This is a genomic window from Methylobrevis pamukkalensis, assembly GCF_001720135.1.
Taxonomy (GTDB): Bacteria; Pseudomonadota; Alphaproteobacteria; order Rhizobiales; family Pleomorphomonadaceae; genus Methylobrevis; species Methylobrevis pamukkalensis.
The window spans coordinates 1-22,063 of sequence record NZ_MCRJ01000033.1 but is presented as its reverse complement, the minus strand read 5'-3'; the positions used below and the strand labels follow the sequence as shown (position 1 = coordinate 22,063).

Genomic DNA, 22,063 nt, shown 5'->3' with positions numbered 1-22,063 from the left:
GCTCGCGCCGATATGCAGGCAGACGGGATCGGCCGCCGAAGCGCCAACGGCCAACCGATCTGTCAAACGGGGAATGTCCACGACATCCGAGGCGCACGGTCACGGATTGGAGGCGATTGCCGGCGCATCAGGCCCCGATTTGCCGGACGCAAGGATCGGAGTCATTGTCGCCCCTGACGTTCATCGATCCGGGCGGACAGCGACACCGTAGACACGACAGGAGAAAGACCCATGTTTGGCTCGATCGAACGCTATGCGCCGGCCGCACGAATCCTGCACTGGCTGGTCGCCCTTCTCGTCCTCATCGTCTTTCCGCTTGGGGTCGTCATCGACTTCGTGAAGGAGGACGTGAAGCTGACCTTCTATCTCCTCCATGAATCCTTCGGCTTCATCGTGCTGTGGCTGATGCTGGCGCGGGTCGCCGTGCGGCTCATCTATCCGCCGCCGCCGCATGTGCCGATGCCGAAGCTGCAGCAGCGCGTCGCCGACACCGTCCACATCGGCCTCTATGTCGCGCTGATCGTGCAGCCGCTGTCGGGCTTCCTTGCCACCAACGCCCACGGCTTTCCCCTGTCCTGGTTCGGCCTCGTCGATGTCTGGAGCCCGATCGGCAAGTCGCCGGACATCGCGCCGATCCTGTCGGTGGTGCACTACGTGACCGGCTGGACGATCCTGATCCTGTTCTGCGCGCATTTCGGCGGGGTGCTCTATCACCACGTCATCCGCCGTGACGAGACGCTCGGGCGCATGCTGTGAGGTCCGGTCCCGACGACGCCACGGCGCTGTGGATCGAGGCGGCCGGCCAGGCGGCGCTGCGGGCGGAGCCGCTTCGCGCCCCCGGCCCCGGCGAGGTGCTGGTGGAGACGGTGTTTTCCGGTATCAGCCGCGGCACCGAATCGCTGGTGTTTGCCGGCCGCGTGCCGGACAGCGAGCACGCGCGCATGCGCTGTCCCGGCCAGGACGGCGACTTCCCCTTTCCCGTCAAATACGGCTACGCCGCGGTCGGCCGGATTGCGGCCGGTGATGAGGACCTCCTCGGCCGCGAGGTGTTCTGCCTCCATCCGCATCAGGACCGCTTCCTGGCCGCCGCCGACAGCGTGACGCCGCTTCCGGAGGGCCTGCCCGCCCATCGCGCGGCGCTCGGTGCCAACATGGAAACCGCGCTGAACATCCTGTGGGACGCCGGCGTGCTGCCCGGCGACCGGGTCGCCGTGATCGGTGCCGGCACGGTCGGGCTGCTCAGCGCCTGGATCGCGGCGCGCATTCCCGGCACGGAGGTGACCCTGGTCGATGTCGACCCGGCCCGCGCCGGCATCGCCATCGCCTTCGGCTGCGGTTTTGCCGATCCGGCTTCCGCCCCGGACGACTGCGACGTGGTGATCCATGCGTCGGGCCACGGCGCCGGGCTCGCGACCGCGATCGGCTGCTGCGGCTTCGAGGCCCGGCTGGTCGAGGCGAGCTGGTATGGCGAGCGCGAGATTGCGCTGTCGCTGGGCGGTGCCTTCCACAGCCGTCGCATCGAGATCGTCAGCTCGCAGGTCGGCGCCGTGTCGCCGTGTCGCCGCGCCCGCCGCAGCCATCGCGACCGTCTCACGGCCGCCCTCGGGCTGCTTGCCGACCCGCTTCTGGACATGCTTCTCACCGGCGAGACCGATTTTGCGGATCTACCGGGGGCCTACGGACGTATTCTCTCCGACCCGCGCACGCTGTGCCACCGCGTGCGCTATATCTGAAACGAGACCCAGCCCGGAGATGACATGTACGCCGTCGAGGTTCGTGACCACGTGATGATCGCCCATTCCCTGAACCGTCCGGTGTTCGGCCCGGCGCGCGGCCTGCATGGCGCGACCTATGTGGTCGATGCCGCCTTCTGTGCGGACGAGCTCGACGAGGACGGCCTCGTCGTCGACATCGGTCTCGCCACCACGGCGCTGAGGGGCATCCTCAAGCCGCTCGACTATGCCAATCTCGACGAGCGGCCGGAGTTCGCCGGCAAGATCACCACCACCGAATTCCTCGCCCGCCACATCTTCGACGGACTCGCCGCGGCGGCGAAAGGCGGCGATCTCGGCCCGGCCGGGCGCGCGCTCGCCCGCCTGAAAGTAACGCTCCACGAATCGCACGTGGCGAGGGCCTGGTACGAAGCGGCGCTGTGATGCCCGTGGTCTTCGCCATTCCCGGCGATCTTGCCAGCCCGACCGGCGGCTACGGCTACGACCGCCGCCTGCTGACGGGCCTGTGCGATCTCGGCCATGACGTCGCGCATCTGGCGCTGCCGGGCAGTTTTCCGTTTCCCTCCGCCGAAGACCTTGCCGCGACAGCCGCCGCCTTCGCCGCGATCGGCGACGGGACAAGCGTGCTCGTCGACGGCCTTGCCCTTGGCGCGATGCCGGAGATCGTCCGCGCGGAGGCCGGGCGGCTCGATCTCGTCGCCCTTCTTCATCACCCGCTCGGCCTCGAGACCGGGCTCGGCCCCGAGGAGGCCGCGCGTCTCACGGCCAGCGAGAACGCGGCGCTGCCCTTCGTGCGCCATGTGGTCGTCACCTCGGCGGCCACCGCCCGGCTGGTGCGCGACCTGTTCGGCGTTGCCGACCGGCGCATCACCGTCGCCCTGCCCGGCACGGACCGGGCGGCGCGGGCGACGGGCGCGGGCGATCCGCCCCATCTCGTGTCCGTCGGCTCGCTCATTGCCCGCAAGGGCCACGACACGCTGATCGATGCGCTGGCGTTGATCAAGGACCGGCGCTGGCGGGCAACGATTGCCGGCAGCGCGCCGGATCCGGCCCATGCCGCGTCCCTGCGCGCCCGCGCCGCGGACGCCGGTCTTGCCGGACGGATCACCTTTGCCGGCGCCGTGGCCGACGTCCGCGCGCTGATGGCGCTGGGCGACGTCTTCGTGCTGGCGAGCCGCTTCGAGGGCTACGGCATGGCCTTCGCCGAGGCGATGACGCAGGGCCTTCCGGTCGTTGCCTGCCGCGCCGGCGCCGTGCCCGACGTGGTGCCGGACAGCGCCGGCCTGCTGGTGGCGCCGGACGATCCGGCGGCGCTGGCCGACGAACTCTCCCGGCTTCTGGACGATCCTGACCTGCGGGCAAGACTGGCGGACGGCGCCTTCGCGGCCGGCGCCCGCCTGCCGCGCTGGACCGACACGGCCCGCGCCGTTGCCGGCGTTCTCGCCCGCGCCCCCGTTCCCTTCCCCACGCCGCTGGAGCACACGACATGACCGGATTTTCGCCCGGCTGGCTGGACCTGCGCGAGCCTGCCGACCGCGCGGCCCGCGACGCCGAACTCCTCGACGACGCGGTGGCGTTTGCCGCCGCTGTCGACGCGCCGCTGCTTGTGGATCTCGGCGGCGGCACCGGCTCCACCCTGCGCGCCATGCCCGGCCTGCCGGAGACGGCGCGCTGGCGGATCGTCGACCGCGACCCCGCCCTGCTCGCCCATGCGCGCGACCGCCACCCGGCGGCCGAGACCGTGGAGGCCGATCTCGTCAGATCGACGCCCTGCCGCTCGGCGGCGCCCGGCTCGTCACCGCCTCGGCGCTGTTCGATCTCGTCTCGGAAGTCTGGGTGCGCAGCCTCGCCGCCCGGCTCGCCGCCAGCCGCAGCGGGCTCTACGCCGCGCTGAGCTACGACGGCCGCATGGATTTCGGTCCGGCCCATCCGCACGATTCGGAGGTGATCGCCGCCTTCAACCGCCACCAGACCGGCAACAAGGGCTTCGGGCTCGCCCTCGGCCCGGCGGCGACCGACGCGCTCGCCCGCGCGCTCGGCCAGCAGGGCTACCGGGTCTCGATCGCCCGCAGCGACTGGCGGCTCGGTGCTGGCGACGCCGCGATCGACCACCCCGATCTTGCCCGCCCGCTGCTGGACGGCATTGCCACGGCCGCCATCGAGGCCGGCGCCTGCGACCGCGCCACCGCCGACTGGCTCGACATGCGGCTTTCCTCGCTGGACACCGGCCGCATCCTCGTCGGCCATCTCGACCTGCTGGCCCTGCCGGGGTGAGGGGAAGGCTGGGTGCAGTCCCCGCCGGGTCGCGATGAAGCGCGGATCAGCCTTTTTTCGCACGACCTCTCGTCCCGTCTTTGCCGGGCGTGACCCGGCAACCACTGGCCTATCCACGAGGAGGGGCGCGTCAGACGATCGTGTGGGAGAGCTTGTCCGAGGGGGGTGACCGACGCCGCACGGCCATTGGGTCGCCGGGTCAAGCCCGGCGAAGACGGGAGAAAAGCCGAAAGCCTCTCGGACCGCGGTCCCTGCCGGGCCCTTGATCCGCCTCCCCCTTCCCGGTCACTCCACCGGCGCGGACATCGCCGCCACGAAGCGGGCGCGAAACGCCTGCATCGGCCAGACCGGGGTGGCGCCGTCCGGCGTCATGCCCTCGGCCCAGCCGAAGCCGTCGAGGGCGGCGATCACCGCCGGGTCGCGGGCGAGGATGTGGATCGGCACGTCGTGGCCGGCGTCCTCGCCGGTGACGAGCGGTGCCGGCTGGTGGTCGCCGAGGAAGATGAGCACGGTGTCGTCGGTGCCGAAGGTCTCGAGATAGCTCGACAGGACGTCGAGCGCATAGGCGATCGAGATCGAGAACTGATCACGGATGCGGGCATTGTCGCGCCAGACCACATCCGGCGGATCGCCGCTGTCGGACCACGCATTGAAGACCTGACCGTCGCCGACGTCCAACCAGTCGATCACCGGCGGGATCGGCGTCCACGGCGCGTGGCTGGAGATCAGCGCCACCTCGGCCATCACCGGCGCCCGGCCGGAGGCGACGGGCGCCGCCAGTTCCGCCCGCCGCAGGGCGTCCAGCGTATACTGGTCCGGCATCGTCACCCAGTTGAACGGCCGGCCGCGATAGCCGGAGGTGTGGGCGTCATAGATCCTGTCGTAGCCGAAGAAGGCGCCCTCGGGCCAGGCCATGGAGATCGCCGGCATCGCCGCCACCGTGCGCCAGCCGGCGCGGCGGAAATCCCGGTTGAGGGTCTGCCGGTCAGAGGCGACGAGATGCTCGTAGCGGCGCTGGTTGTCGACCCGAAGGCCGGAGAGCAGCGTGCCGTGGGCGAGCCAGCTCTGGCCGCCGACCGTGGTCGAGGTCAGCCAGCCGCTGCGGGCCGTGAAGCCGGACGCGGCGATGCGATCCTGGAAGCGGGCAAGCGCCGCCGCGGTACGGCTCGCGCAGCAGTCGCCCTCGATCGCCGAGCGTCCGTAGGATTCGACGAAGACCAGCAGCACGTCCTTGCCGGCCAGGCGGGCAAGCCGGGACGCTTCGGGGATCGACGCCACCGGGTCGACCGCGAGGTCCGCCTCGAACTCGGCGCGGTCCTTGAGGCTCGCCCACGCAACCCGGCCGTGCTCGTTCAGGCCGGTGGCCGCGAGCGCGCTCAGCGGCAGGCCCGGCGGCTGGGCTGAACCGGTCAGGGCAAGAAGGCCGATGCCGATGGCCGCGACGACCGCGGCCCCGGCCCCGACGGTCCGGCGCCGATGCCGGGCCCACGCGGCCAGCCGGGCAAGGCAGGCCAGCAGCAGCGCGAGGATCGCGAGGATGGCCAGCGCCGTTCCGCCGAAGGCGCCGCGGCGCCGACCGTGCCGATCGAGCCGGACAGGAGGTTCCAGCCGGCCCCGACGAGGTGGATGTCGAGCACGGGATTGAACGGCCGGGCAAAGGCGATGCCGGCGCCGATGTCGGCAAGGCGCATGACGACCGACAGCGCGGCAAGCACGGCGGCGGCGATCACCAGCAGGCGGCCCGCCCGCCCCGCCGGCAGCAGGGCGGCAAGGAGGAGAAACACCGGAAGCTCGACCGGCAGGCGCAGGAAATGGGCGCCATCCAGCCGTCCGGCCGAGGCCGGCAGCACCAGCGCGAGGGCAACGACCAGCAGCGCCACCAGCGTCCGGAGCCCGCCGCCCCGGGCCGCGCTCATCGTGGCGCATCCGCGGCGGGGGGCGGAACGACCAGCCGGGCATAGAGATCGCCGTTGCCGGTCTCCGCGCAGAGCCGGTCCAGAAAGGCCGGCGCGTCGGTCGCGCGCACCCAGCCGGGCGCGACGAACCGGTGGCGCTCGCCGGCGACCGCGTTGAATTCGTAAGCGCCGAGCCGGGCAAATTGCGCAAGGCAGGCGTGAGCGACCGCCGGCGCCTCGGCGAGATACTCCACCGCAAGAAGCGGCAGCGGCGCGGACAGCCCCTTCAGGATCTCCGCTTCATGGCCCTCGACATCGATCTTGCAGAAGTCGGGACGGCCGTGTTCGGCGACGAGCGCGTCGAGCGTCGTCACCGGCACCCGCTCGCTGCGGTCCCAGCGCACCCCGGCAAAGCCGGGCGTGGCGGACACGGCACGGCGCCAGTCCTCGGCGAGCGTCGACACCGTGGGATGCAGGCTGGAGACCTGCAGCTCCGCCTCCCCCACCTGCGCACCCACCGCCGCGCGCAGCACCACCGCGCCGCGCCGGCCGATGCTGCGCAGGAGCAGGTCGTGGAAGATCCGCTGCGGCTCGACGGCGACAACCCGTGCCTTCTGCGCAAGCAGGATGCGGCTGCGATTGCCCACATGCGCGCCGATGTCGAACACCAGCGCACCGGGCGGGACCAGCGCGCCATAGAAGCGGCGCAGCGCCCGGGTGCGCCACGGCTGGCCGTGGTAGACGAGCAGCGAGCGCGCGAGACCGAGGGCGGCAGCCGGCGCGATCATCGGCCGCCGGCCTTGCCGTCCGGTCCGGCCGGTGCGGCCAGCAGCCAGCGCATGTCGATACCGAAGGAGACGAGCAGCGCCAGCAGCGCGCCGCCGAGCACGGCCCCGGACACGGGCGGCGGCACGAAGGGCAGCAGCGCGACGATCAGCGCCAGATACTGGACCACGCAGATCGTCTGCCGCCGGCGCGAGGGTGGCAGCGCGGCGGCGAGCCGCGGCCACAGCCAGCCGGCGGCCACGAAGACGTAGCGCAGCAGGCCGATGCCCACCGCGAACAGCCCGGCCTTGCCGAGCACCACGGCCAGCGCGCTGAGGCAGAGGATGGTGAGCGCGTCGATCTCCATGTCGAAGCGCGCGCCGAAGGCCGAGGACAGGCCGCGCGCGCGGGCGAGCCGGCCGTCGAGCCCGTCGCAGGCGACCATCAGCGCGGCGGCCATGGCGACGAAGGCGGCCTCTCCGGCGGAGACGAGCGCCGCCGCCTCGCGGCCGTGGGCGAAGGCGGTCACCAGCAGGCCCACCAGGATGGCCGCGCCGGCGGCGCGCAGCAGGGTGATCACGTTGGCCGGACCGAAGGCGGGGAACGGGTGATAGCGGCGCACCGTCGCAAGCACGAGCACGGCGATGAGGCCGAAGCTGCCGAAGGCACCGAACAGGAATGGCGTGCCGAAGCGCGGATCGCCCGCGAGCAGGGCTGCCGCCGCCGCGACCGCGGCCCCCGCGAGCGCGATGGCGCCCGCCGCACCGCCGACATTGGATGATCTTGCCTCGACCGTCACACGCTGCTCCTCGACCCGCCGGAGCATTTCTCAAAATGCGCCGGGAAACAATCTTCGTCCCGCCGCGACGGGGGTTTGTCCCCTTCGGCGACGGACAGGAATGCCGCATGGTGGCGCGGATCCGCCTCTGCCATGCCCTTGCCCTTCACGCCGAATTCTGACAATAATCGCAGCCGGAATAGGACAGGCTCACTGTCCCTTTATCCCTGCCCGATTTGCCGCGGAGCGACAGGACCGGCCGGTGGCCGTCCGAAGCCCCGCGGCGCTGTCGTCCCGGATACGTTCACGCGGTTGAAACAGATTGCCGCCCCGCCGCCGTGCGGGCGAAGGTTTCGGGCGCCGACGGGAAATGATACACCGTCGATGCTTCGGGCAGGCCGATGCCGGCCCGCGGCGACGGGGTGCCGGAGGCCCGGCGGGCAGTTCGTCGCGCGCGATCAGGCACAAACCGTGCTTGTCGCCATGACGGGGCTGCGGGGTGGCTGCCGGGACGCGGCGACGACCGACACGACCGCGACAGCGCAGAGAGCGCCGCCGTGGCCGTTGGGGTGCGCGCAGCAAGGCCGCGACGGCCGGGGTTGTCCCCGCGGCGGACGGCGATGAGGACGGGCCGGGATCGGCAACGAGTCCCGGCGAGGATGGAAACGACGGGCCGGACCGCTCGCGCGGGTCGGCCAGCAAGCGAGGTCAGCGATGAACAGGCTCGACGGCACCGAAAGATCCGGATTTCGCGGCGAAACGACCGCCGGCAAAGCCGTGGTCATGACGGCGAAAGCCCGCGACATCGCCGCCCGCGACGGCCTCTACCAGCCTGCCCGCGAGCATGACGCCTGCGGCGTCGGCTTCATCGCGCGCATGAATGGCGAGAAGTCGCACCAGATCGTCGCCGACGGCCTCAAGATCCTCGAGAACCTCACCCATCGCGGCGCGGTGGGCGCCGACCCGCTGATGGGCGACGGCGCGGGCATGCTCGTCCAGATCCCCGACGCCTTCTTCCGTGACGAATGCGGCAAGCTCGGCTTCACCCTGCCGGAGCCCGGCGATTATGCGGTCGGCCACCTGTTCATGCCGCAGGATGCGGCGAGCCGCGCCCGCTTCGAGGCGGTGATCGCCCGGGTGGTCGCCGACGAGGGCCAGGTGCTGCTCGGCTGGCGCGACGTGCCGGTCGACAATTCCAGCCTGTCCAAGGCGCCGGACATCGCCGCCACCGAACCGTTCCACCGCCAGGTCTTCATCGGCAAGGGGCCGAAGGTGGCCTCGGCGGCCGAGTTCGAGCGGCGCCTGTTCATCCTGCGCAAGGCGATCTCCAACACCATCTTCGCCGAGAAGAACGCCGAGGCGGCCGACTTCTACATCGTGTCGATGTCGTCGACGACCATCGTCTACAAGGGCATGTTCCTCGCCTACCAGCTCGGCGCCTATTACCGCGATCTCAAGGACGAGCGCTTCGTGTCGGCGCTCGCCCTCGTGCACCAGCGCTTCTCCACCAACACCTTCCCGTCGTGGAAGCTCGCCCATCCCTACCGGATGGTCGCCCACAACGGCGAGATCAACACCCTGCGCGGCAACGTCAACTGGATGGCCGCGCGCCAGGCCTCGGTGGAATCCGACCTGTTCGGGCCCGAGATCGGCAAGCTGTGGCCGATCTCCTACGAGGGCCAGTCGGACACCGCCTGCTTCGACAACGCGCTCGAATTCCTCGTCATGGGCGGCTACGAGCTCAGCCATGCGGCGATGATGCTGATCCCCGAGGCGTGGGCCGGCAACCCGCTGATGGACGAGGAGCGCCGCGCCTTCTACGAGTATCACGCCGCCCTGATGGAGCCGTGGGACGGGCCGGCCGCGGTCGCCTTCACCGACGGCCGCCAGATCGGCGCGACCCTCGACCGCAACGGCCTGCGGCCCGCCCGCTATGTCGTCACCGACGACGGCCTCGTGGTCATGGCCTCGGAAGCCGGCACGCTCGACATTCCCGAAGAGAAGATCGTCCAGAAGTGGCGCCTGCAGCCGGGCAAGATGCTGCTGATCGACCTCGAGGAAGGCCGGATCATCTCCGACGAGGAGATCAAGAAGCGGCTGGCGACGGCCAACCCCTACACCGACTGGCTCGGCAAGACCCAGATCGTGCTGGAGGACATGCCGCCGGTCCAGGTGTCGTCGGTCATCTCCAACGAGACCCTGCTCGATCGCCAGCAGGCCTTCGGCTACACCCAGGAAGACCTCCGGATCCTGATGGCGCCGATGGCGACCACCGGCCAGGAGGCGATCGGCTCCATGGGCACCGACACGCCGATCTCGGCGCTGTCGGACAAGGCCAAGCTGCTCTACACCTATTTCAAGCAGAACTTCGCCCAGGTCACCAACCCGCCGATCGACCCGATCCGCGAGGAACTGGTGATGAGCCTCGTGTCCTTCATCGGGCCGCGGCCGAACATCCTCGACCTCAAGGGCACCTCGACCAAGAAGCGGCTCGAGGTGCGCCAGCCGATCCTGACCAATGCCGATCTCGACAAGATCCGCATGATCGGCGACATCGCCGAGAACCAGTTCCAGGCCAAGACCCTCGACATCACCTTCGACGTGAAGCGGGGCCCCGACGGCATGAAGGCCGCGCTCGACGCCCTGTGCCAGCGCGCCGAAGAGGCCGTGCGCGCCAAGTACAACATCATCATCCTGTCCGACCGGCTGGTGAGCCGCACCCGCGTGCCGATCCCGGCGCTGCTGGCCACCGCCGGCGTGCACAACCACCTGATCCGCAAGGGCCTGCGCACCTCGGTCGGCCTCGTGGTCGAATCCGGCGAGCCGCGCGAGATCCATCACTTCTGCGTGCTGGCCGGCTACGGCGCCGAGGCGATCAACCCCTATCTCGCCTTCGACACGCTGCTGGCCATGAAGAGCCAGTTCCCGGAAGAGGTGGAAGAGGAAGAGATCGTCTACCGCTACATCAAGTCGATCGACAAGGGCATCCTCAAGGTCATGTCCAAGATGGGCATCTCGACCTACCAGTCCTATTGCGGCGCCCAGATCTTCGACGCGGTCGGCCTGTCCTCCGACTTCGTCAACGAATACTTCTTCGGCACCGCGACCACCATCGAGGGCGTCGGCGTCCAGTCGGTCGCCACCGAGACGCTCGCCCGCCACGCGGCCGCCTTCGGCAGCGATCCGGTGCTGGCGCGCAGCCTCGAGGTCGGCGGCGAATATGCCTACCGCCAGCGCGGCGAGGTCCACCACTGGACCCCGGACATCATCGCCGACCTGCAGCACGCCGCCCGCGGCAACCTGCCGGACAAGTATCTGGCCTATGCCCGGGCCGTGAACGACGAGGTCGGGCGCTACACCGTGCGCGGCCAGTTCCGGATCCGGTCGGCCGAGGAGATGGGCCGTGCCCCGGTGTCGATCGATGCCGTCGAGCCGGCCGCCGAGATCGTCAAGCGCTTTGCCACCGGCGCCATGTCCTTCGGCTCGATCAGCCGCGAGGCCCACGAGACGCTGGCGATCGCCATGAACCGGATCGGCGGCAAGTCGAACACCGGCGAGGGCGGCGAGGAGGCCGAGCGCTTCCGGCGGATGCCCAACGGCGATTCGCGCCGCTCGGCGATCAAGCAGGTCGCCTCCGGCCGCTTCGGCGTCACGGCGCATTACCTCGTCAACTCCGACATGATGCAGATCAAGGTGGCCCAGGGCGCCAAGCCCGGCGAGGGCGGCCAGCTGCCCGGCCACAAGGTCGACGCGGTGATCGCCAAGGTCCGGCATTCCACGCCGGGGGTCGGCCTGATCTCGCCGCCGCCGCACCACGACATCTACTCGATCGAGGATCTCGCCCAGCTGATCTTCGACCTGAAGAACGTCAACCCGGGCGCGGACGTGTCGGTCAAGCTCGTCTCCGAGGTCGGTGTCGGCACGGTCGCCGCCGGCGTCGCGAAGGCGCGCGCCGACCACATCACCATCTCCGGCTATGACGGCGGCACCGGCGCCTCGCCGCTGACCTCGCTCAAGCACGCCGGCTCCCCCTGGGAGATGGGCCTTGCCGAGACGCACCAGACCCTGGTGCTGAACGGCCTGCGCAGCCGCGTCTGCCTGCAGGTCGACGGCGGCTTCAAGACCGGCCGCGACGTGATCATCGGCGCCCTGCTCGGCGCCGACGACTTCGGCTTTGCCACCGCGCCGCTGGTGGCGGCCGGCTGCCTGATCATGCGCAAGTGCCACCTCAACACCTGTCCGGTCGGCATCGCCACCCAGGACCCGGTGCTGCGCAAGCGCTTCCGCGGCACGCCCGAGCATGTCATCAACTACTTCTTCTTCGTCGCCGAGGAAGTGCGCGGCCTGATGGCGGCCATGGGCTTTGCCACCTTCGACGAGATGATCGGCCAGTCCGACATGCTGGCCCACGCGCCGACCGACGGCCACGCCAAGGCCGCCGGCCTCGACTTCTCGAAGGTGTTCTTCAAGCCGGACGCCCCGGCCGAGGCGGTCCGCTGGACCGAGCGCCAGAAGCATCCGATCGACGACGTGCTGGACCGCAAGCTGATCGCCGAAGCCGCCCCGGCGCTGGAGCGCGGCGAGCGTGTCGTGATCGAGACCTCGATCCGCAGCGTCGACCGCACCGCCGGCGCCATGCTGTCCGGCGAGGTTGCCCGGCGCTACGGCGCCGAGGGCCTCGACGAGGACACCATCACCGTGCGCATGAAGGGCACCGCCGGCCAGGCGCTCGGCGCCTTCCTCGCCGGCGGCGTCACCATCGACCTCGAGGGTGAAGGCAACGACTACGTCGGCAAGGGCCTGTCGGGCGGCCGCATCATCGTGCGCCCGCCGGAAAATTCGCCGGTCGTGGCGGCCAAGTCGATCATCGTCGGCAACACGGTGCTCTACGGCGCCACCTCGGGCGAGGCCTACTTCTGCGGCGTCGCCGGCGAACGCTTCGCCGTGCGCAACTCCGGCGCCGTGACGGTGGTGGAAGGCTGCGGCGACCATGGCTGCGAATACATGACCGGCGGCCTCGTCGCGGTGCTCGGCCAGACCGGCCGCAACTTCGCGGCGGGCATGTCGGGCGGCGTCGCCTATGTGCTCGACGAGGACAGCACCTTCAAGAAGCGCTGCAACATGGCGATGGTCGACCTCGAGCCGGTGCCGGAGGAGGACGAGCTTCTGGAGAAGCTCCACCACCACGGCGGCGACCTGATGTTCAAGGGCCGCGTCGATGTCGACAGCGACATGACCCGCCACGACGACGAACGCCTCCGGGCGCTGATCCAGTCGCATCTCCGCTACACCGGCTCGCACCGGGCCAAGGAGATCCTCGACAACTGGGAGCGCTTCCGGCCGATGTTCGTGAAGGTGATGCCGGTCGAATACCGCCGGGCGCTGCGCGAGATGGAGCGCATGCGCATGGGTCTGGCTGCCGAGTGAGGAACAAGACATATGGGTAAGGTGACAGGTTTCCTCGAGATCGACCGGCAGGAGCAGAAGTACCAGCCGGCGTCCGACCGCATCCGCCACTACCGCGAGTTCACCATTCCGCTGTCGTCGGAAGAGGTTCAGCGGCAGGCGTCGCGCTGCATGGACTGTGGCATTCCCTATTGCCACGGCCCGACCGGCTGTCCGGTCCACAACCAGATCCCGGACTGGAACGACCTCGTCTATTCCGGCGACTGGGAGGAGGCCGCGCGCAACCTCCATTCCACCAACAACTTCCCGGAGTTCACCGGCCGCATCTGCCCGGCGCCCTGCGAGGAGGCCTGCACCCTCAACCTCGAGGACAGCCCGGTCACGATCAAGACCGTGGAACAGGCGATCGCCGACAAGGCCTGGGACAACGGCTGGATCACCCCGCAGATCGCCCCGGTGAAGACCGGCAAGTCGGTCGCCGTGATCGGTTCCGGTCCGGCCGGCATGGCGGCTGCCCAGCAGCTCGCCCGCGTGGGCCATCAGGTCCACGTCTACGAGCGCGAGCCGAAGGCCGGCGGGCTGATGCGCTACGGCATCCCCGACTTCAAGATGGAAAAGCACTACATCGACCGCCGCGTGAACCAGATGATCGCGGAGGGCGTGACCTTCCACTACGGCGTCGACGTCGGCGTGACGACGCCCCTGTCCGACCTCGTCGACGGTCATGACGCGGTGCTGATCTGCGCGGGCTCCGAGAAGCCGCGCGATCCGGGCATGGAGGGCACGGCGCTCGCCGGCTGCCACTATGCGATGCCCTTCCTGATCCAGCAGAACCGCCGGGTCGGCGGCGAGGACGTCTCCAACGAGGCGCCGATTCTCGCCACCGCCAAGCACGTGGTCGTCATCGGCGGCGGCGACACCGCGTCGGACTGCGTCGGCACCTCCTTCCGCCAGGGTGCGATCCGCGTCACCCAGATGGACATCCGGCCGATGCCGCCGGTGCGCGAGGACAAGATGTCGGTCTGGCCCTACTGGCCGACCAAGTTCCGCACCTCGTCCAGCCAGGCCGAGGGCGCCGAGCGCGAGTTCCAGGCGGCGACGCTCGGCGTGGTCGGCAACAACAAGGGCAAGGTCACGGGCGTGCGATGCGCCCGGGTGGACGAGAAGCGCCGGCCGATCGAGGGCTCGGAATTCGTGATCCCGGCCGATCTGGTGCTGGTCGCCATCGGCTTCTCCGGCCCGCGCGAGGACACGTTCCTCGCCGAGGTCGGCCCGCTGATGGTCCGCGACAAGCGCGGCAACGTCGCCGCCAACACCGAGGACTACAAGACCTCGATCGACAAGGTGTTCGCGGCCGGTGACGTCCGCCGCGGCCAGTCGCTGGTGGTCTGGGCGATCCGCGAGGGTCGCCAGGCGGCCCACGCGGTCGACACCTACCTGATGGGCACCTCGAACCTGCCGCTCTGAGGCCGAGGCCGGCGGAGTGATCCGCTGCGACCGACCAGGACGACACGAAGGCCCGGCATCGCCCGGGCCTTCGCCGTTCTGGCGCTGGCCGTCACGCACCGCCGGTTGTCGTCAGGTCGCCGAGGGCTGCGGCGAGCCACTCGCGCAGCACCACCACCGACCGCCGCGCCTCGGCCCTTTCCGGATAGACGAGATCGAAACGCTGGCCGTCCAGCACCGGCCCGAACGGCTGGACCAGCGCGCCCGACCGCAGTTCCGCATCGACCAGCACCAGCGAGAGCAGGGCGACGCCGTGGCCGGCGAGCGCGGCCTGGATGACGCTGCCCTCGTCGTTGAAGGTGATGCCGCCCGCGGCGTCGCCGAGATCGATCCCGGCCCGCGCGCCCCATTCGCGCCACGTCGGGTCGCAGGCCTTGGGCGTGCCGGTCGGCCATTCGAAATGGAGCAGCGTCGCGGTGGCCAGATCGCCGGGGTCGGTCAGACCGAGATGCGGGCTTGCCACCGGCGCGATCCGGTCGCGCACCAGCGGCAGGGTGGCAAGGCCCGGATAGTCGCCGCGGCCATAGCGGATCGCCGCATCCGCCTCGCCGCCGGCCAGATCCACCGGCTCGTCGGCCGCATGCAGGCGCAGGTCCCACTCCGGATGCAGCTTGCGAAATCCGCCGGCATGGGGCACCAGCAGGCGGGCGGTGAAGGCGACGGTGGCCGACAGCGTCGCCACTTGCCGCGCCGGGCGCCGCGTCACCGCCGCCACGGCGCCGGCCATGCCGTCGAAGGCGGTCGTGAGCGCCGGCAGCAGCATCCGTGCGGCGGCGGTCGGCACAACCTGCCGGTTCCTGCGTTCGAACAGGGCAAGCCCCAGTTCGGCCTCGAGCTGGCGGATCTGGTGGCTGATGGCCGTCGGCGTCACGGCAAGCTCGGCGGCGCCATCTTGAAGCTGCCATGGCGGGCGGCGGCCTCGAAGGCCCGCAGGGCACCGAGCGAGGGCAGGCGCCGGGTCACGCGGCGTCCGGCAGAGATGAATTCTGCTCATCCATGACCTGAGAACTTCCCGTTTGTCGCCGCAGACGTTTGAGACTATCCCTCCCTCAGCCACGCTGCACGCGTGAAAAAGAATCATCATCGGAAGGATGACAGCCATGGCATGGCTCTACCTCGGCCTCGCAGCCGTCTTCGAGATCGTCTTCGTTCTCGGCATGAAATACGCCGACGGCTTTTCCCGGCTGATGCCGACGCTGGTCACCGCCGTCGCGTCGTCGGCAGCATCGGCTTCCTGACGCTGGCGATGAAGACGCTGCCGGTCAGCGTCGCCTATCCGATCTGGACGGCGGTCGGCACGCTCGGGTCGGTGCTGCTCGGCGCCCTGCTGCTGGGCGAAGCCTTCGGGGTCGCCAAGATGCTGTCGGCGATGGCGATCGTCGCCGGCGTGGTCGGCCTCAAGCTCTCGGCCGCCTGACCCTCCGGCCCGCGCGCAGGCAGGCGGCCGGTGTCAGGGCATGGACCGCAGCGGCGAGTCCGGGAGCGGCGGTTCCTCGGTCATCAGCAGGATGCTGATGCGGCGGTTGGCGGCAAGGAAGGGATCGTTCGGAAACAGGGGATCGCTCTCGGCCTTGCCGATCACCGCGAACAGCCGGCCGTCCGGCACGCCGTTCTCGGTGAGGATTGCCCGCGCCGCATTGGCGCGGCTCGCCGAAAGGTCCCAGGTGGTGCGCCCCGGAACGCTGTCCGGCCGGCCGGCGGTGGTATGGCCGGTGATGGTGATGCGGTTCGGCATGCGCCGCAGCACGGGCGACATCACCGTCAAGAGGCGCCGCGTCGCCTCGTAGGGGGTGGACGAGCCCTCGGGGAACATCGACCGCCCGTCCTGGTCGACGAGCTGGATGTCGAGCCCCTCCTCCGTCACCTCCATCAGCACCTGCTTGGAGATCTCGGCGATCTCCGGCATGTCCTGCAGCGCCTGGCGCAGCGACGTGGCGGCGAGGGCGAAGTCGTGGGCGTTCTTGATGTCGTTGGCCTCCAGCGAAGCGTCGTTGGAGCGCTCGTCATTCTCGCCGCGCTTGTCCTGGCTCTCCTCGTCCGTCTCCTTGTCGGTGGTGTCGGGCACCTGCGTGGTGACGCGCATGTATTCGTTCTCGGGAATGCCGTCGAGTTCGATCATGCCCGCGAGCTTGCGGTCGGTGACCGCGCCGAAGGCGTCCTTCATCGAGCCGGCGACGATCTCCAGCTTCTTCTGGTCCTGCACCGAGAAGGAGATGATCAGCACGAAGAAGCAGACGAGCAGGGACATCAGGTCGGCGAACGTCACCAGCCATTCCGGCGCGCCGCCACCACCGCCGCTTTCCTTCTTGCGCGCCATCGCTCATCCCTTCCGGTCGAAACCCGCCGTTTGCGGCATCAGGCGGCCTCGTCCATCAGCGCGCGCTGCTTGTCCGGCAGGTAGGAGATCAGCATCTCGCGAATGAGGTTCGGGCTCTTGGAATTGCGGATCTGCACGATGCCGTCGATCACCAGCGTCTGGTTGATCTCCTCGACCTTGACCTTGGCATTGAGCTTCTCGAAGATCGGCAGGCAGACGACGTTGGCGATCAGCGCCCCGTAGAGCGTCGTCAGCAGCGCCACGGCCATGGCCGGACCGATCGTGGACGGGTCATCCATGCTCTGCAGCATCTGCACGAGGCCGACCAGCGTCCCGATCATGCCGAAGGCGGGCGCGGAATCGCCCATGGCCTTGTAGATGCGGGCGCCTTCGACGAGACGCTCCAGATAGAGGTCGCGCTCGCGCTCCAGCGTATCCTGGATGAAGGCCGGATCGTAGCCGTCCGCCACCATCTGCTTGCCCTTGGCGAGGAACGGATCGTCGACCTCGAAGGACTCCAGACCGAGCGGCCCCTGCTTGCGCACCACTTCGGCCATCTCGGTGATCTTCTCGATCAGTTCGCGCGGCGAGACCTTGCTCTGCGAGAAGGCGGCCTTGGAGCCGATCGCCATGGCCGACATCAGCCCCGACAGCGGAAAGCGGACGACGACCACGCCGATGCCGCCGCCGACCACGATGGCGATCGAGGGAATGTCGACGAAGGCGCCAAACGAGCCGCCGAGATAGATCGCCCAGGCGGTCACGCCGAAAGCGGCCACGATGCCGATGATCGTCGCTAAATCCATGGGGTCGGTGTCCGTCGTCGAGGGGAACAAGGTCAATCGTGCGAAGACATTAGGCTTACAGGGATAATCAATTCCTAACGCATGGCCCCGCACGGCTACGTACGCAGTCGGCGCCCGCACGGCGCAGGAGGTTTTGTGCGAGGAGCTTAAGCCTCCCTTAACCATGAAAATTTACCCTTTGGAGACGCTGGCGCCCGACTGCCGGCAAGATCGGTCCCCCGAGCAGGCGTCAGGGTCCCATGCCTCGCCATCCCCTTCGCCATTCTCTCCTGTGCGGCCTTGCGCTGTGCGCCGTCGCCGGCCCGGCCGCGACCGCCCGTGCGCAGGTGGCCGTGCCCGACGACGCCCTGACGATCGAGGCCATCGAGGAGATCGAGGACATCGACGGCCCCGCCCCGGCCGAGGTGGTCCCGGCCGAAGCGGCGGCAACCGACCCGGCGGCCGCCGCCCTGCCGGACGGCCTGCGCCGCAGCCTCGACCCGCCCCGGCTCAATTCCGTGGCCCGCCCGGTTCAGAGCGCCCTGGCGCCGGTCCGACCGGTGCCGCCGGTCGTCGGCGGCGGCAACGCCGATGAGGATCCCTGGCAGCCGCTCGGCCTGCGCGCCGGCAACTTCGTGCTGCTGCCGACGATTTCGGCCGGCGGCGGCTACACCAGCAACGCGGCCGGCACCGCCGGCGGCAAGGGCTCGTCGATCCTGACCACCAGCGGCGCGCTGCTGCTGCGCAGCGAACTGGAGCGCCATTTCTTCGAGGCCGAGTTCAAGGGCAGCTACACCGACTATCCGGACACGGACATCGAGGCCTCGCCGGCCTTCAGTGGCGCCCTGCGCGGCGGGATCGACCTGACCGAGGTCGACCGGATCGATCTGGCCGCCGGCTACGCGCTGGAGCGCGAATCGCTGTCGAGCGAGGAGGTGCCGGACGGGGCGACCCGCACGCCGACGATCGAGGTCTTCAGCGGCTCGGCCGGCTACACCCGGGAAGCCGGCCTCCTTGCCCTTGCCATCAAGGGCTCGGTCGACCGCTCGGTCTACGGCAACGACGCCGGCTATTCCTCCTCCGACCGGACCAACACCGCCTACACCGGCTCGCTGCGCGTCACCCTCGACAACGGCGCGGTGCTGCGTCCCTTCCTGGAGGCGGGCGTCTTCCGCCGCCTCTACGACAGCGACGGCGGCACCGATGGCTTCGACCGCTCCAGCCAAGGCTACGAGCTGAAGGGCGGCCTTTCGGTGGTCGGCGAGACGCTGACCGGCGAGATCGCCGCCGGCTGGGGCTTCGAGAGGCTCGACGACGACCGGCTCGACGACATCGACAGCCTGATCGTCGACGGCGCCCTCGCCTGGGCCGCCACCGAGCTCTCCACCATCACCCTCGATCTCGGGACGAGCTTTGCGCCGACCACCCTCGACGGTGCCTCGGGCTATGTCGTCACCTCGCTGGCGCTGGGCGCCAGTCACGCGCTGAAGGAGAATGTGACGGTCACGCTCGGCGCCGCCGCCACCCGCGAGGACTACATCGGCGTCTCCCGGTCGGTGACCACCTACAGCGTCAGCGGCGGGCTCGGCTGGAAGCTCAACCGCAATGTCGAACTGACCGCCACTGCCGTGCAGTCCTTCGACGAGGAGAGCGCGGGCAGCGATTCCCGCGAGACCCGGATCGAGGCCGGGCTCACCTTCCGGCAGTGACGAGGACGAAAGCCGTCATGAAAAGGCCCGCCGCGGCGGTGCCGGGCGGGCCCTGTTCATCGGGTGGCGACGCCGGCTGGCGTCAGAGCTTGAACATCGCGCCGAGTTCGCCGGCGATGTTCGGATGGATGTCGGTGCGGTCCAGCGCATAGGCGATGTTCGCCTGCAGGAAGCCGAGCTTGGAGCCGCAGTCGTAAGTGGTGCCGCGGAAGCGGACCGCCGTGAACGGGCTGGTCTCGGCCAGCCGCAGCATCGAGTCGGTGAGCTGGATCTCGTTGCCCGCGCCGCGCTCCTGGGTGGCGAGCAGGGTCATGATCTCCGGCTGCAGGATGTAGCGGCCCGAGATGAACAGGTTCGACGGCGCCTTCTCCGGCTTGGGCTTCTCGATCATCGACGTGACCTGATAGGCGTCCTCGCCGTATTTCTCGCCGATGCCGACGATGCCATACTGGTGCGTCTCGGCCGGATCGCATTCCTCGACCGAGATGATGTTGCCGCCGGTCTGCTCGTAGGTCTCGACCATGCTCTTGAGGCAGGGCTTGGAATGCTTCATCAGCATGTCCGGCAGCAGCACGGCGAAGGGCTCGTTGCCGATCAGTTCGCGCGCGCACCAGACCGCGTGGCCAAGGCCCAGCGGGGCCTGCTGGCGGGTGAAGCTGACCGAGCCGGCGCGCGGCAGATCGCGCTTGAGCGCATCCAGCGCCTCGGTCTTGGAGCGGGCCTCGAGGGTCTGTTCCAGTTCATAGGCGACGTCGAAATGATCCTCGATCACCGCCTTGCCGCGGCCGGTGACGAAGATGAAATGCTCGATGCCGGCGGCCTTCGCCTCGTCGACCACATACTGGAGCACCGGCCGGTCGACCACGGTCATCATCTCCTTCGGCACGGCCTTGGTCGCCGGGAGGAAACGTGTCCCAAGCCCCGCGACGGGGAAGACGGCCTTGCGTATCTTCTTGCTCACGCTCCACTCCTCAAAATCATGACGGTCTCAAATGGCAACGGATGTCGTCCGCCCTGGCGGGAGCGGCGGGGCACTTTACGCCGGAGAAAATGAAATGTCCGCTCCCCTGATGGACGATCCTCCTGCAGGATGTCTACGGCAATTTCCTGTCGGGGATACCGCGACGCTCCCCGGCCGACGATAACGTCCTCACGGCCAGCATGTTCATCCCGCGTTAACCACACAGAGGTTTCACTTGCAGGATGGCAACGGCCGTGGCCGAATGACGGCCACCGAACCCGTCGCCGCCGTTCTTCTTCCGGAACCAGGGCCCGACACATGACCATGACCATGATCCGCGCCATCAGCCGCCTCGGCATCGCAGCCGCCTTCGCGCTGACGTCGTCCGGCTGCATGGCGGTCGATGCGCCCTTCGGCGTCTCGACCGAGACGACGGCCTCGCTGCCGCGCCTCGTCGACCGCAACGAGCCGGTGCCCGCGGATTTCGCCGCCTTCGTCAGCCGGCTGTGGCCGGAGGCCGAGGCGAAGGGCGTCTCGCGCCGGACCTTCAACGCGGCCTTTGCCGGCGTGACGCCCGACCCGGACGTGATCGCCAAGGCCACCAAGCAGCCGGAATTCAGCAAGCCGATCTGGGAGTATCTCGACGGCGCCGTGTCCGAGACCCGGCTGGAGACCGGCAAGCGCATGCTCGCCGAACATGCCCGCCTCCTCGACCGGATCGAGGCGACCTACGGCGTGCCGCGCCAGTATGTGGTGGCGGTCTGGGGCATGGAAAGCTCCTACGGCTCGGTGCTGCAGAACCCGAAGATCGTCAAGGACAACATCCGCTCGCTCGCGACCCTCGCCTTTGCCGGCGGCAAGCGCGCCAAATACGGCCGCACCCAGCTGCTGGCCGCCCTGCACATCCTGGAGCGCGGCGACGTCGACCCGCGCCACATGACCGGCTCCTGGGCCGGCGCCATGGGCCACACCCAGTTCATTCCGACCACCTACGAGGCCTATGCGGTCGACTTCGACGGCGACGGCCGGCGCAACATCTGGACCTCGATCCCCGATGCCCTCGGCTCCACCGCCAACTATCTGGCGAAGATGGGCTGGCGCAAGGGCGAGACCTGGGGCTACGAGGTGGCGCTGCCGTCCGGCTTCGACTTCCACCGCGTGAACCGCTCGGCAACGGTGGCCGAATGGAGCGCGCTCGGCGTGCGCCGTCCGAGCGGCCTCGGCTTCCCGCGCCCCGACGACCAGGCCCAGCTCCTGCTGCCCGGCGGCTCCGGCGGCCCGGCCTTCCTGATGCTCAAGAACCACAAGGTGATCCGCCGCTACAACAACGCGGTCGCCTATGCGCTCGGCGTCGGCCATCTCGGCGACCGCCTGATCGGCGGCGGCACCTTCGCCGGTGCCTGGCCGCGCGACAACCGCGCGCTGAGCGCCAAGGAGCGCGAGGAGCTGCAGGCCCGGCTCAACGCCAAGGGCTATGACGTCGGCAGCGTCGACGGCAAGATCGGCAGCGGCACCATCGAGGGCATCAAGGCCTACCAGATCTCGATGGGCCTCGTGCCGGACGGCTATCCGAGCGACAAGCTGCTGGAACACCTGCGCCGCTGAGCCGACACCGCTCGCACGATGCCGCATCTCCAGACCTGCCGCCGGCACGGCCGACGGCAGGTCGACGCGTGACGGCAGGCGCCGGACAGTCGGCACCGTAGAGGGCCCGGGCCAGAGGATCGCCATGCCGAACTTTTGCAAGACGGTCGCCCTCGCGTTCATTGCCGCAGCCTGCCTGATCGGCGCGGCGGACCCTGCTGCCGCCCAGCCCCCCGGCATCGCACCTCCGGCCGGCGGGCCGCCGATCGTGCTGGCGCAGGTGCCCGACGACCGCAACTTCCTGCAGCGGCTGTTCGGCGCCGAACCGCGCCAGCCGCGCCGCCCCGGTC

The 22,063-nt window shown here is 69.7% G+C and carries 18 protein-coding genes and 2 pseudogenes; 12 read left to right on the top strand and 8 right to left on the bottom strand.

All coding sequences use genetic code 11. The features are described 5' to 3' along the window. The first annotated feature begins 231 nt into the window (after positions 1 to 231). Genes A6302_RS07505 through A6302_RS23455 form a run of 6 tightly spaced genes read left to right on the top strand, consistent with a single transcriptional unit; the run spans position 232 to position 4,007 of the window. On the top strand, positions 232 to 756 hold the full coding sequence (locus A6302_RS07505) for a cytochrome b (protein WP_069306521.1): 525 nt from the start codon (positions 232 to 234) through the stop codon (positions 754 to 756). After that, positions 753 to 1,733, top strand: a complete 981-nt coding sequence (locus tag A6302_RS07500; RefSeq protein WP_069306520.1) for a zinc-dependent alcohol dehydrogenase — start codon at positions 753 to 755, stop codon at positions 1,731 to 1,733. Before A6302_RS07505 ends, A6302_RS07500 begins: the two co-directional genes overlap by 4 nt. Before the next feature lie 24 nt (positions 1,734 to 1,757). Further along, positions 1,758 to 2,156: a 6-pyruvoyl trahydropterin synthase family protein gene (locus A6302_RS07495; protein ID WP_069306519.1), complete on the top strand. Its 399-nt coding sequence runs from the start codon at positions 1,758 to 1,760 to the stop codon at positions 2,154 to 2,156. Then, complete coding sequence (locus A6302_RS07490; protein WP_069306518.1) at positions 2,156 to 3,223, top strand: glycosyltransferase family 4 protein; 1,068 nt, start codon at positions 2,156 to 2,158, stop codon at positions 3,221 to 3,223. The genes A6302_RS07495 and A6302_RS07490 overlap by 1 nt, the downstream gene beginning before the upstream one ends. Further along, on the top strand, positions 3,220 to 3,627 hold the full coding sequence (locus tag A6302_RS23460; RefSeq protein WP_210183285.1) for a class I SAM-dependent methyltransferase: 408 nt from the start codon (positions 3,220 to 3,222) through the stop codon (positions 3,625 to 3,627). Before A6302_RS07490 ends, A6302_RS23460 begins: the two co-directional genes overlap by 4 nt. Next, positions 3,570 to 4,007 carry a hypothetical protein gene (locus A6302_RS23455; RefSeq protein WP_210183284.1) on the top strand — a complete coding sequence of 146 codons (438 nt, stop codon included), beginning with the start codon at positions 3,570 to 3,572 and terminating at the stop codon, positions 4,005 to 4,007. The genes A6302_RS23460 and A6302_RS23455 overlap by 58 nt, the downstream gene beginning before the upstream one ends. Positions 4,008 to 4,292: 285 nt before the next feature. On the opposite strand, the gene A6302_RS21180 is transcribed toward A6302_RS23455, so the two are convergent. From A6302_RS21180 to A6302_RS07470, 4 genes are all read right to left on the bottom strand, one after another. After that, positions 4,293 to 5,285: a sulfatase-like hydrolase/transferase gene (locus A6302_RS21180; protein ID WP_083255600.1), complete on the bottom strand. Its 993-nt coding sequence runs from the start codon at positions 5,283 to 5,285 to the stop codon at positions 4,293 to 4,295. Between the two features lie 131 nt (positions 5,286 to 5,416). Further along, entirely contained in the window at positions 5,417 to 5,923 is a 507-nt protein-coding gene (locus tag A6302_RS21175) for a hypothetical protein (RefSeq protein WP_083255599.1), read from the bottom strand. Continuing rightward, positions 5,920 to 6,690 carry an FkbM family methyltransferase gene (locus tag A6302_RS07475; protein WP_069306517.1) on the bottom strand — a complete coding sequence of 257 codons (771 nt, stop codon included), beginning with the start codon at positions 6,688 to 6,690 and terminating at the stop codon, positions 5,920 to 5,922. The genes A6302_RS21175 and A6302_RS07475 overlap by 4 nt, the downstream gene beginning before the upstream one ends. Then, positions 6,687 to 7,466 carry a CDP-alcohol phosphatidyltransferase family protein gene (locus A6302_RS07470; protein ID WP_169833530.1) on the bottom strand — a complete coding sequence of 260 codons (780 nt, stop codon included), beginning with the start codon at positions 7,464 to 7,466 and terminating at the stop codon, positions 6,687 to 6,689. Before A6302_RS07470 ends, A6302_RS07475 begins: the two co-directional genes overlap by 4 nt. Positions 7,467 to 8,228: 762 nt before the next feature. Between A6302_RS07470 and gltB the strand changes: the two genes are divergently transcribed. Continuing rightward, on the top strand, positions 8,229 to 12,872 hold the full coding sequence (gltB, locus tag A6302_RS07465; protein WP_245293975.1) for a glutamate synthase large subunit: 4,644 nt from the start codon (positions 8,229 to 8,231) through the stop codon (positions 12,870 to 12,872). Positions 12,873 to 12,884: 12 nt separating this feature from the next. Further along, complete coding sequence (locus A6302_RS07460) at positions 12,885 to 14,318, top strand: glutamate synthase subunit beta (protein ID WP_069306515.1); 1,434 nt, start codon at positions 12,885 to 12,887, stop codon at positions 14,316 to 14,318. 91 nt (positions 14,319 to 14,409) lie between these two features. On the opposite strand, the pseudogene A6302_RS07455 reads toward A6302_RS07460, so the two are convergent. Further along, positions 14,410 to 15,320: pseudogene (locus A6302_RS07455) on the bottom strand (LysR substrate-binding domain-containing protein). A 128-nt stretch (positions 15,321 to 15,448) separates the two neighbouring features. Between A6302_RS07455 and A6302_RS26120 the strand changes: the two are divergent. Continuing rightward, positions 15,449 to 15,774, top strand: a pseudogene (locus tag A6302_RS26120) (DMT family transporter). Between the two features lie 33 nt (positions 15,775 to 15,807). Here the strand turns inward: A6302_RS26120 and A6302_RS07445 are convergent. Both A6302_RS07445 and A6302_RS07440 read right to left on the bottom strand, forming a co-directional pair. Continuing rightward, positions 15,808 to 16,674, bottom strand: coding sequence for an OmpA/MotB family protein (locus A6302_RS07445; protein WP_069306514.1), 867 nt, complete (start codon positions 16,672 to 16,674; stop codon positions 15,808 to 15,810). Between the two features lie 38 nt (positions 16,675 to 16,712). Beyond that, the gene (locus A6302_RS07440) at positions 16,713 to 17,480 is read right to left on the bottom strand and encodes a motility protein A (RefSeq protein WP_069306513.1); all 768 of its coding nucleotides are present in this window, start codon (positions 17,478 to 17,480) and stop codon (positions 16,713 to 16,715) included. A 239-nt stretch (positions 17,481 to 17,719) separates the two neighbouring features. On the opposite strand from A6302_RS07440, the gene A6302_RS07435 reads away from it, so the two are divergent. Beyond that, on the top strand, positions 17,720 to 19,168 hold the full coding sequence (locus A6302_RS07435; protein ID WP_069306512.1) for an outer membrane beta-barrel protein: 1,449 nt from the start codon (positions 17,720 to 17,722) through the stop codon (positions 19,166 to 19,168). Between the two features lie 82 nt (positions 19,169 to 19,250). Here the strand turns inward: A6302_RS07435 and galU are convergent, their stop codons facing one another. Beyond that, complete coding sequence (galU, locus tag A6302_RS07430) at positions 19,251 to 20,129, bottom strand: UTP--glucose-1-phosphate uridylyltransferase GalU (RefSeq protein WP_069306511.1); 879 nt, start codon at positions 20,127 to 20,129, stop codon at positions 19,251 to 19,253. A gap of 318 nt (positions 20,130 to 20,447) precedes the next feature. Here galU and A6302_RS07425 point away from each other — a divergent pair, with 318 nt between their 5' ends. After that, positions 20,448 to 21,734 carry a lytic murein transglycosylase gene (locus A6302_RS07425; RefSeq protein ID WP_069306510.1) on the top strand — a complete coding sequence of 429 codons (1,287 nt, stop codon included), beginning with the start codon at positions 20,448 to 20,450 and terminating at the stop codon, positions 21,732 to 21,734. A 124-nt stretch (positions 21,735 to 21,858) separates the two neighbouring features. Further along, positions 21,859 to 22,063: hypothetical protein (locus tag A6302_RS07420; RefSeq protein WP_141703484.1), on the top strand; the 205-nt coding region annotated here is incomplete at its 3' end.

Coding starts and splice junctions, on each gene's coding strand:
- A6302_RS07505 (WP_069306521.1), top strand. CDS start 232: ATGTTTGGCTCGATCGAACGCTATGCGCCGGCCGCACGAATCCTGCAC.
- A6302_RS07495 (WP_069306519.1), top strand. CDS start 1,758: ATGTACGCCGTCGAGGTTCGTGACCACGTGATGATCGCCCATTCCCTG.
- A6302_RS07490 (WP_069306518.1), top strand. CDS start 2,156: ATGCCCGTGGTCTTCGCCATTCCCGGCGATCTTGCCAGCCCGACCGGC.
- A6302_RS23460 (WP_210183285.1), top strand. CDS start 3,220: ATGACCGGATTTTCGCCCGGCTGGCTGGACCTGCGCGAGCCTGCCGAC.
- A6302_RS21175 (WP_083255599.1), bottom strand. CDS start 5,923: ATGAGCGCGGCCCGGGGCGGCGGGCTCCGGACGCTGGTGGCGCTGCTG.
- A6302_RS07475 (WP_069306517.1), bottom strand. CDS start 6,690: ATGATCGCGCCGGCTGCCGCCCTCGGTCTCGCGCGCTCGCTGCTCGTC.
- gltB (WP_245293975.1), top strand. CDS start 8,229: ATGACGGCGAAAGCCCGCGACATCGCCGCCCGCGACGGCCTCTACCAG.
- A6302_RS07460 (WP_069306515.1), top strand. CDS start 12,885: ATGGGTAAGGTGACAGGTTTCCTCGAGATCGACCGGCAGGAGCAGAAG.
- A6302_RS07445 (WP_069306514.1), bottom strand. CDS start 16,674: ATGGCGCGCAAGAAGGAAAGCGGCGGTGGTGGCGGCGCGCCGGAATGG.
- A6302_RS07440 (WP_069306513.1), bottom strand. CDS start 17,480: ATGGATTTAGCGACGATCATCGGCATCGTGGCCGCTTTCGGCGTGACC.
- A6302_RS07435 (WP_069306512.1), top strand. CDS start 17,720: ATGCCTCGCCATCCCCTTCGCCATTCTCTCCTGTGCGGCCTTGCGCTG.
- A6302_RS07425 (WP_069306510.1), top strand. CDS start 20,448: ATGACCATGACCATGATCCGCGCCATCAGCCGCCTCGGCATCGCAGCC.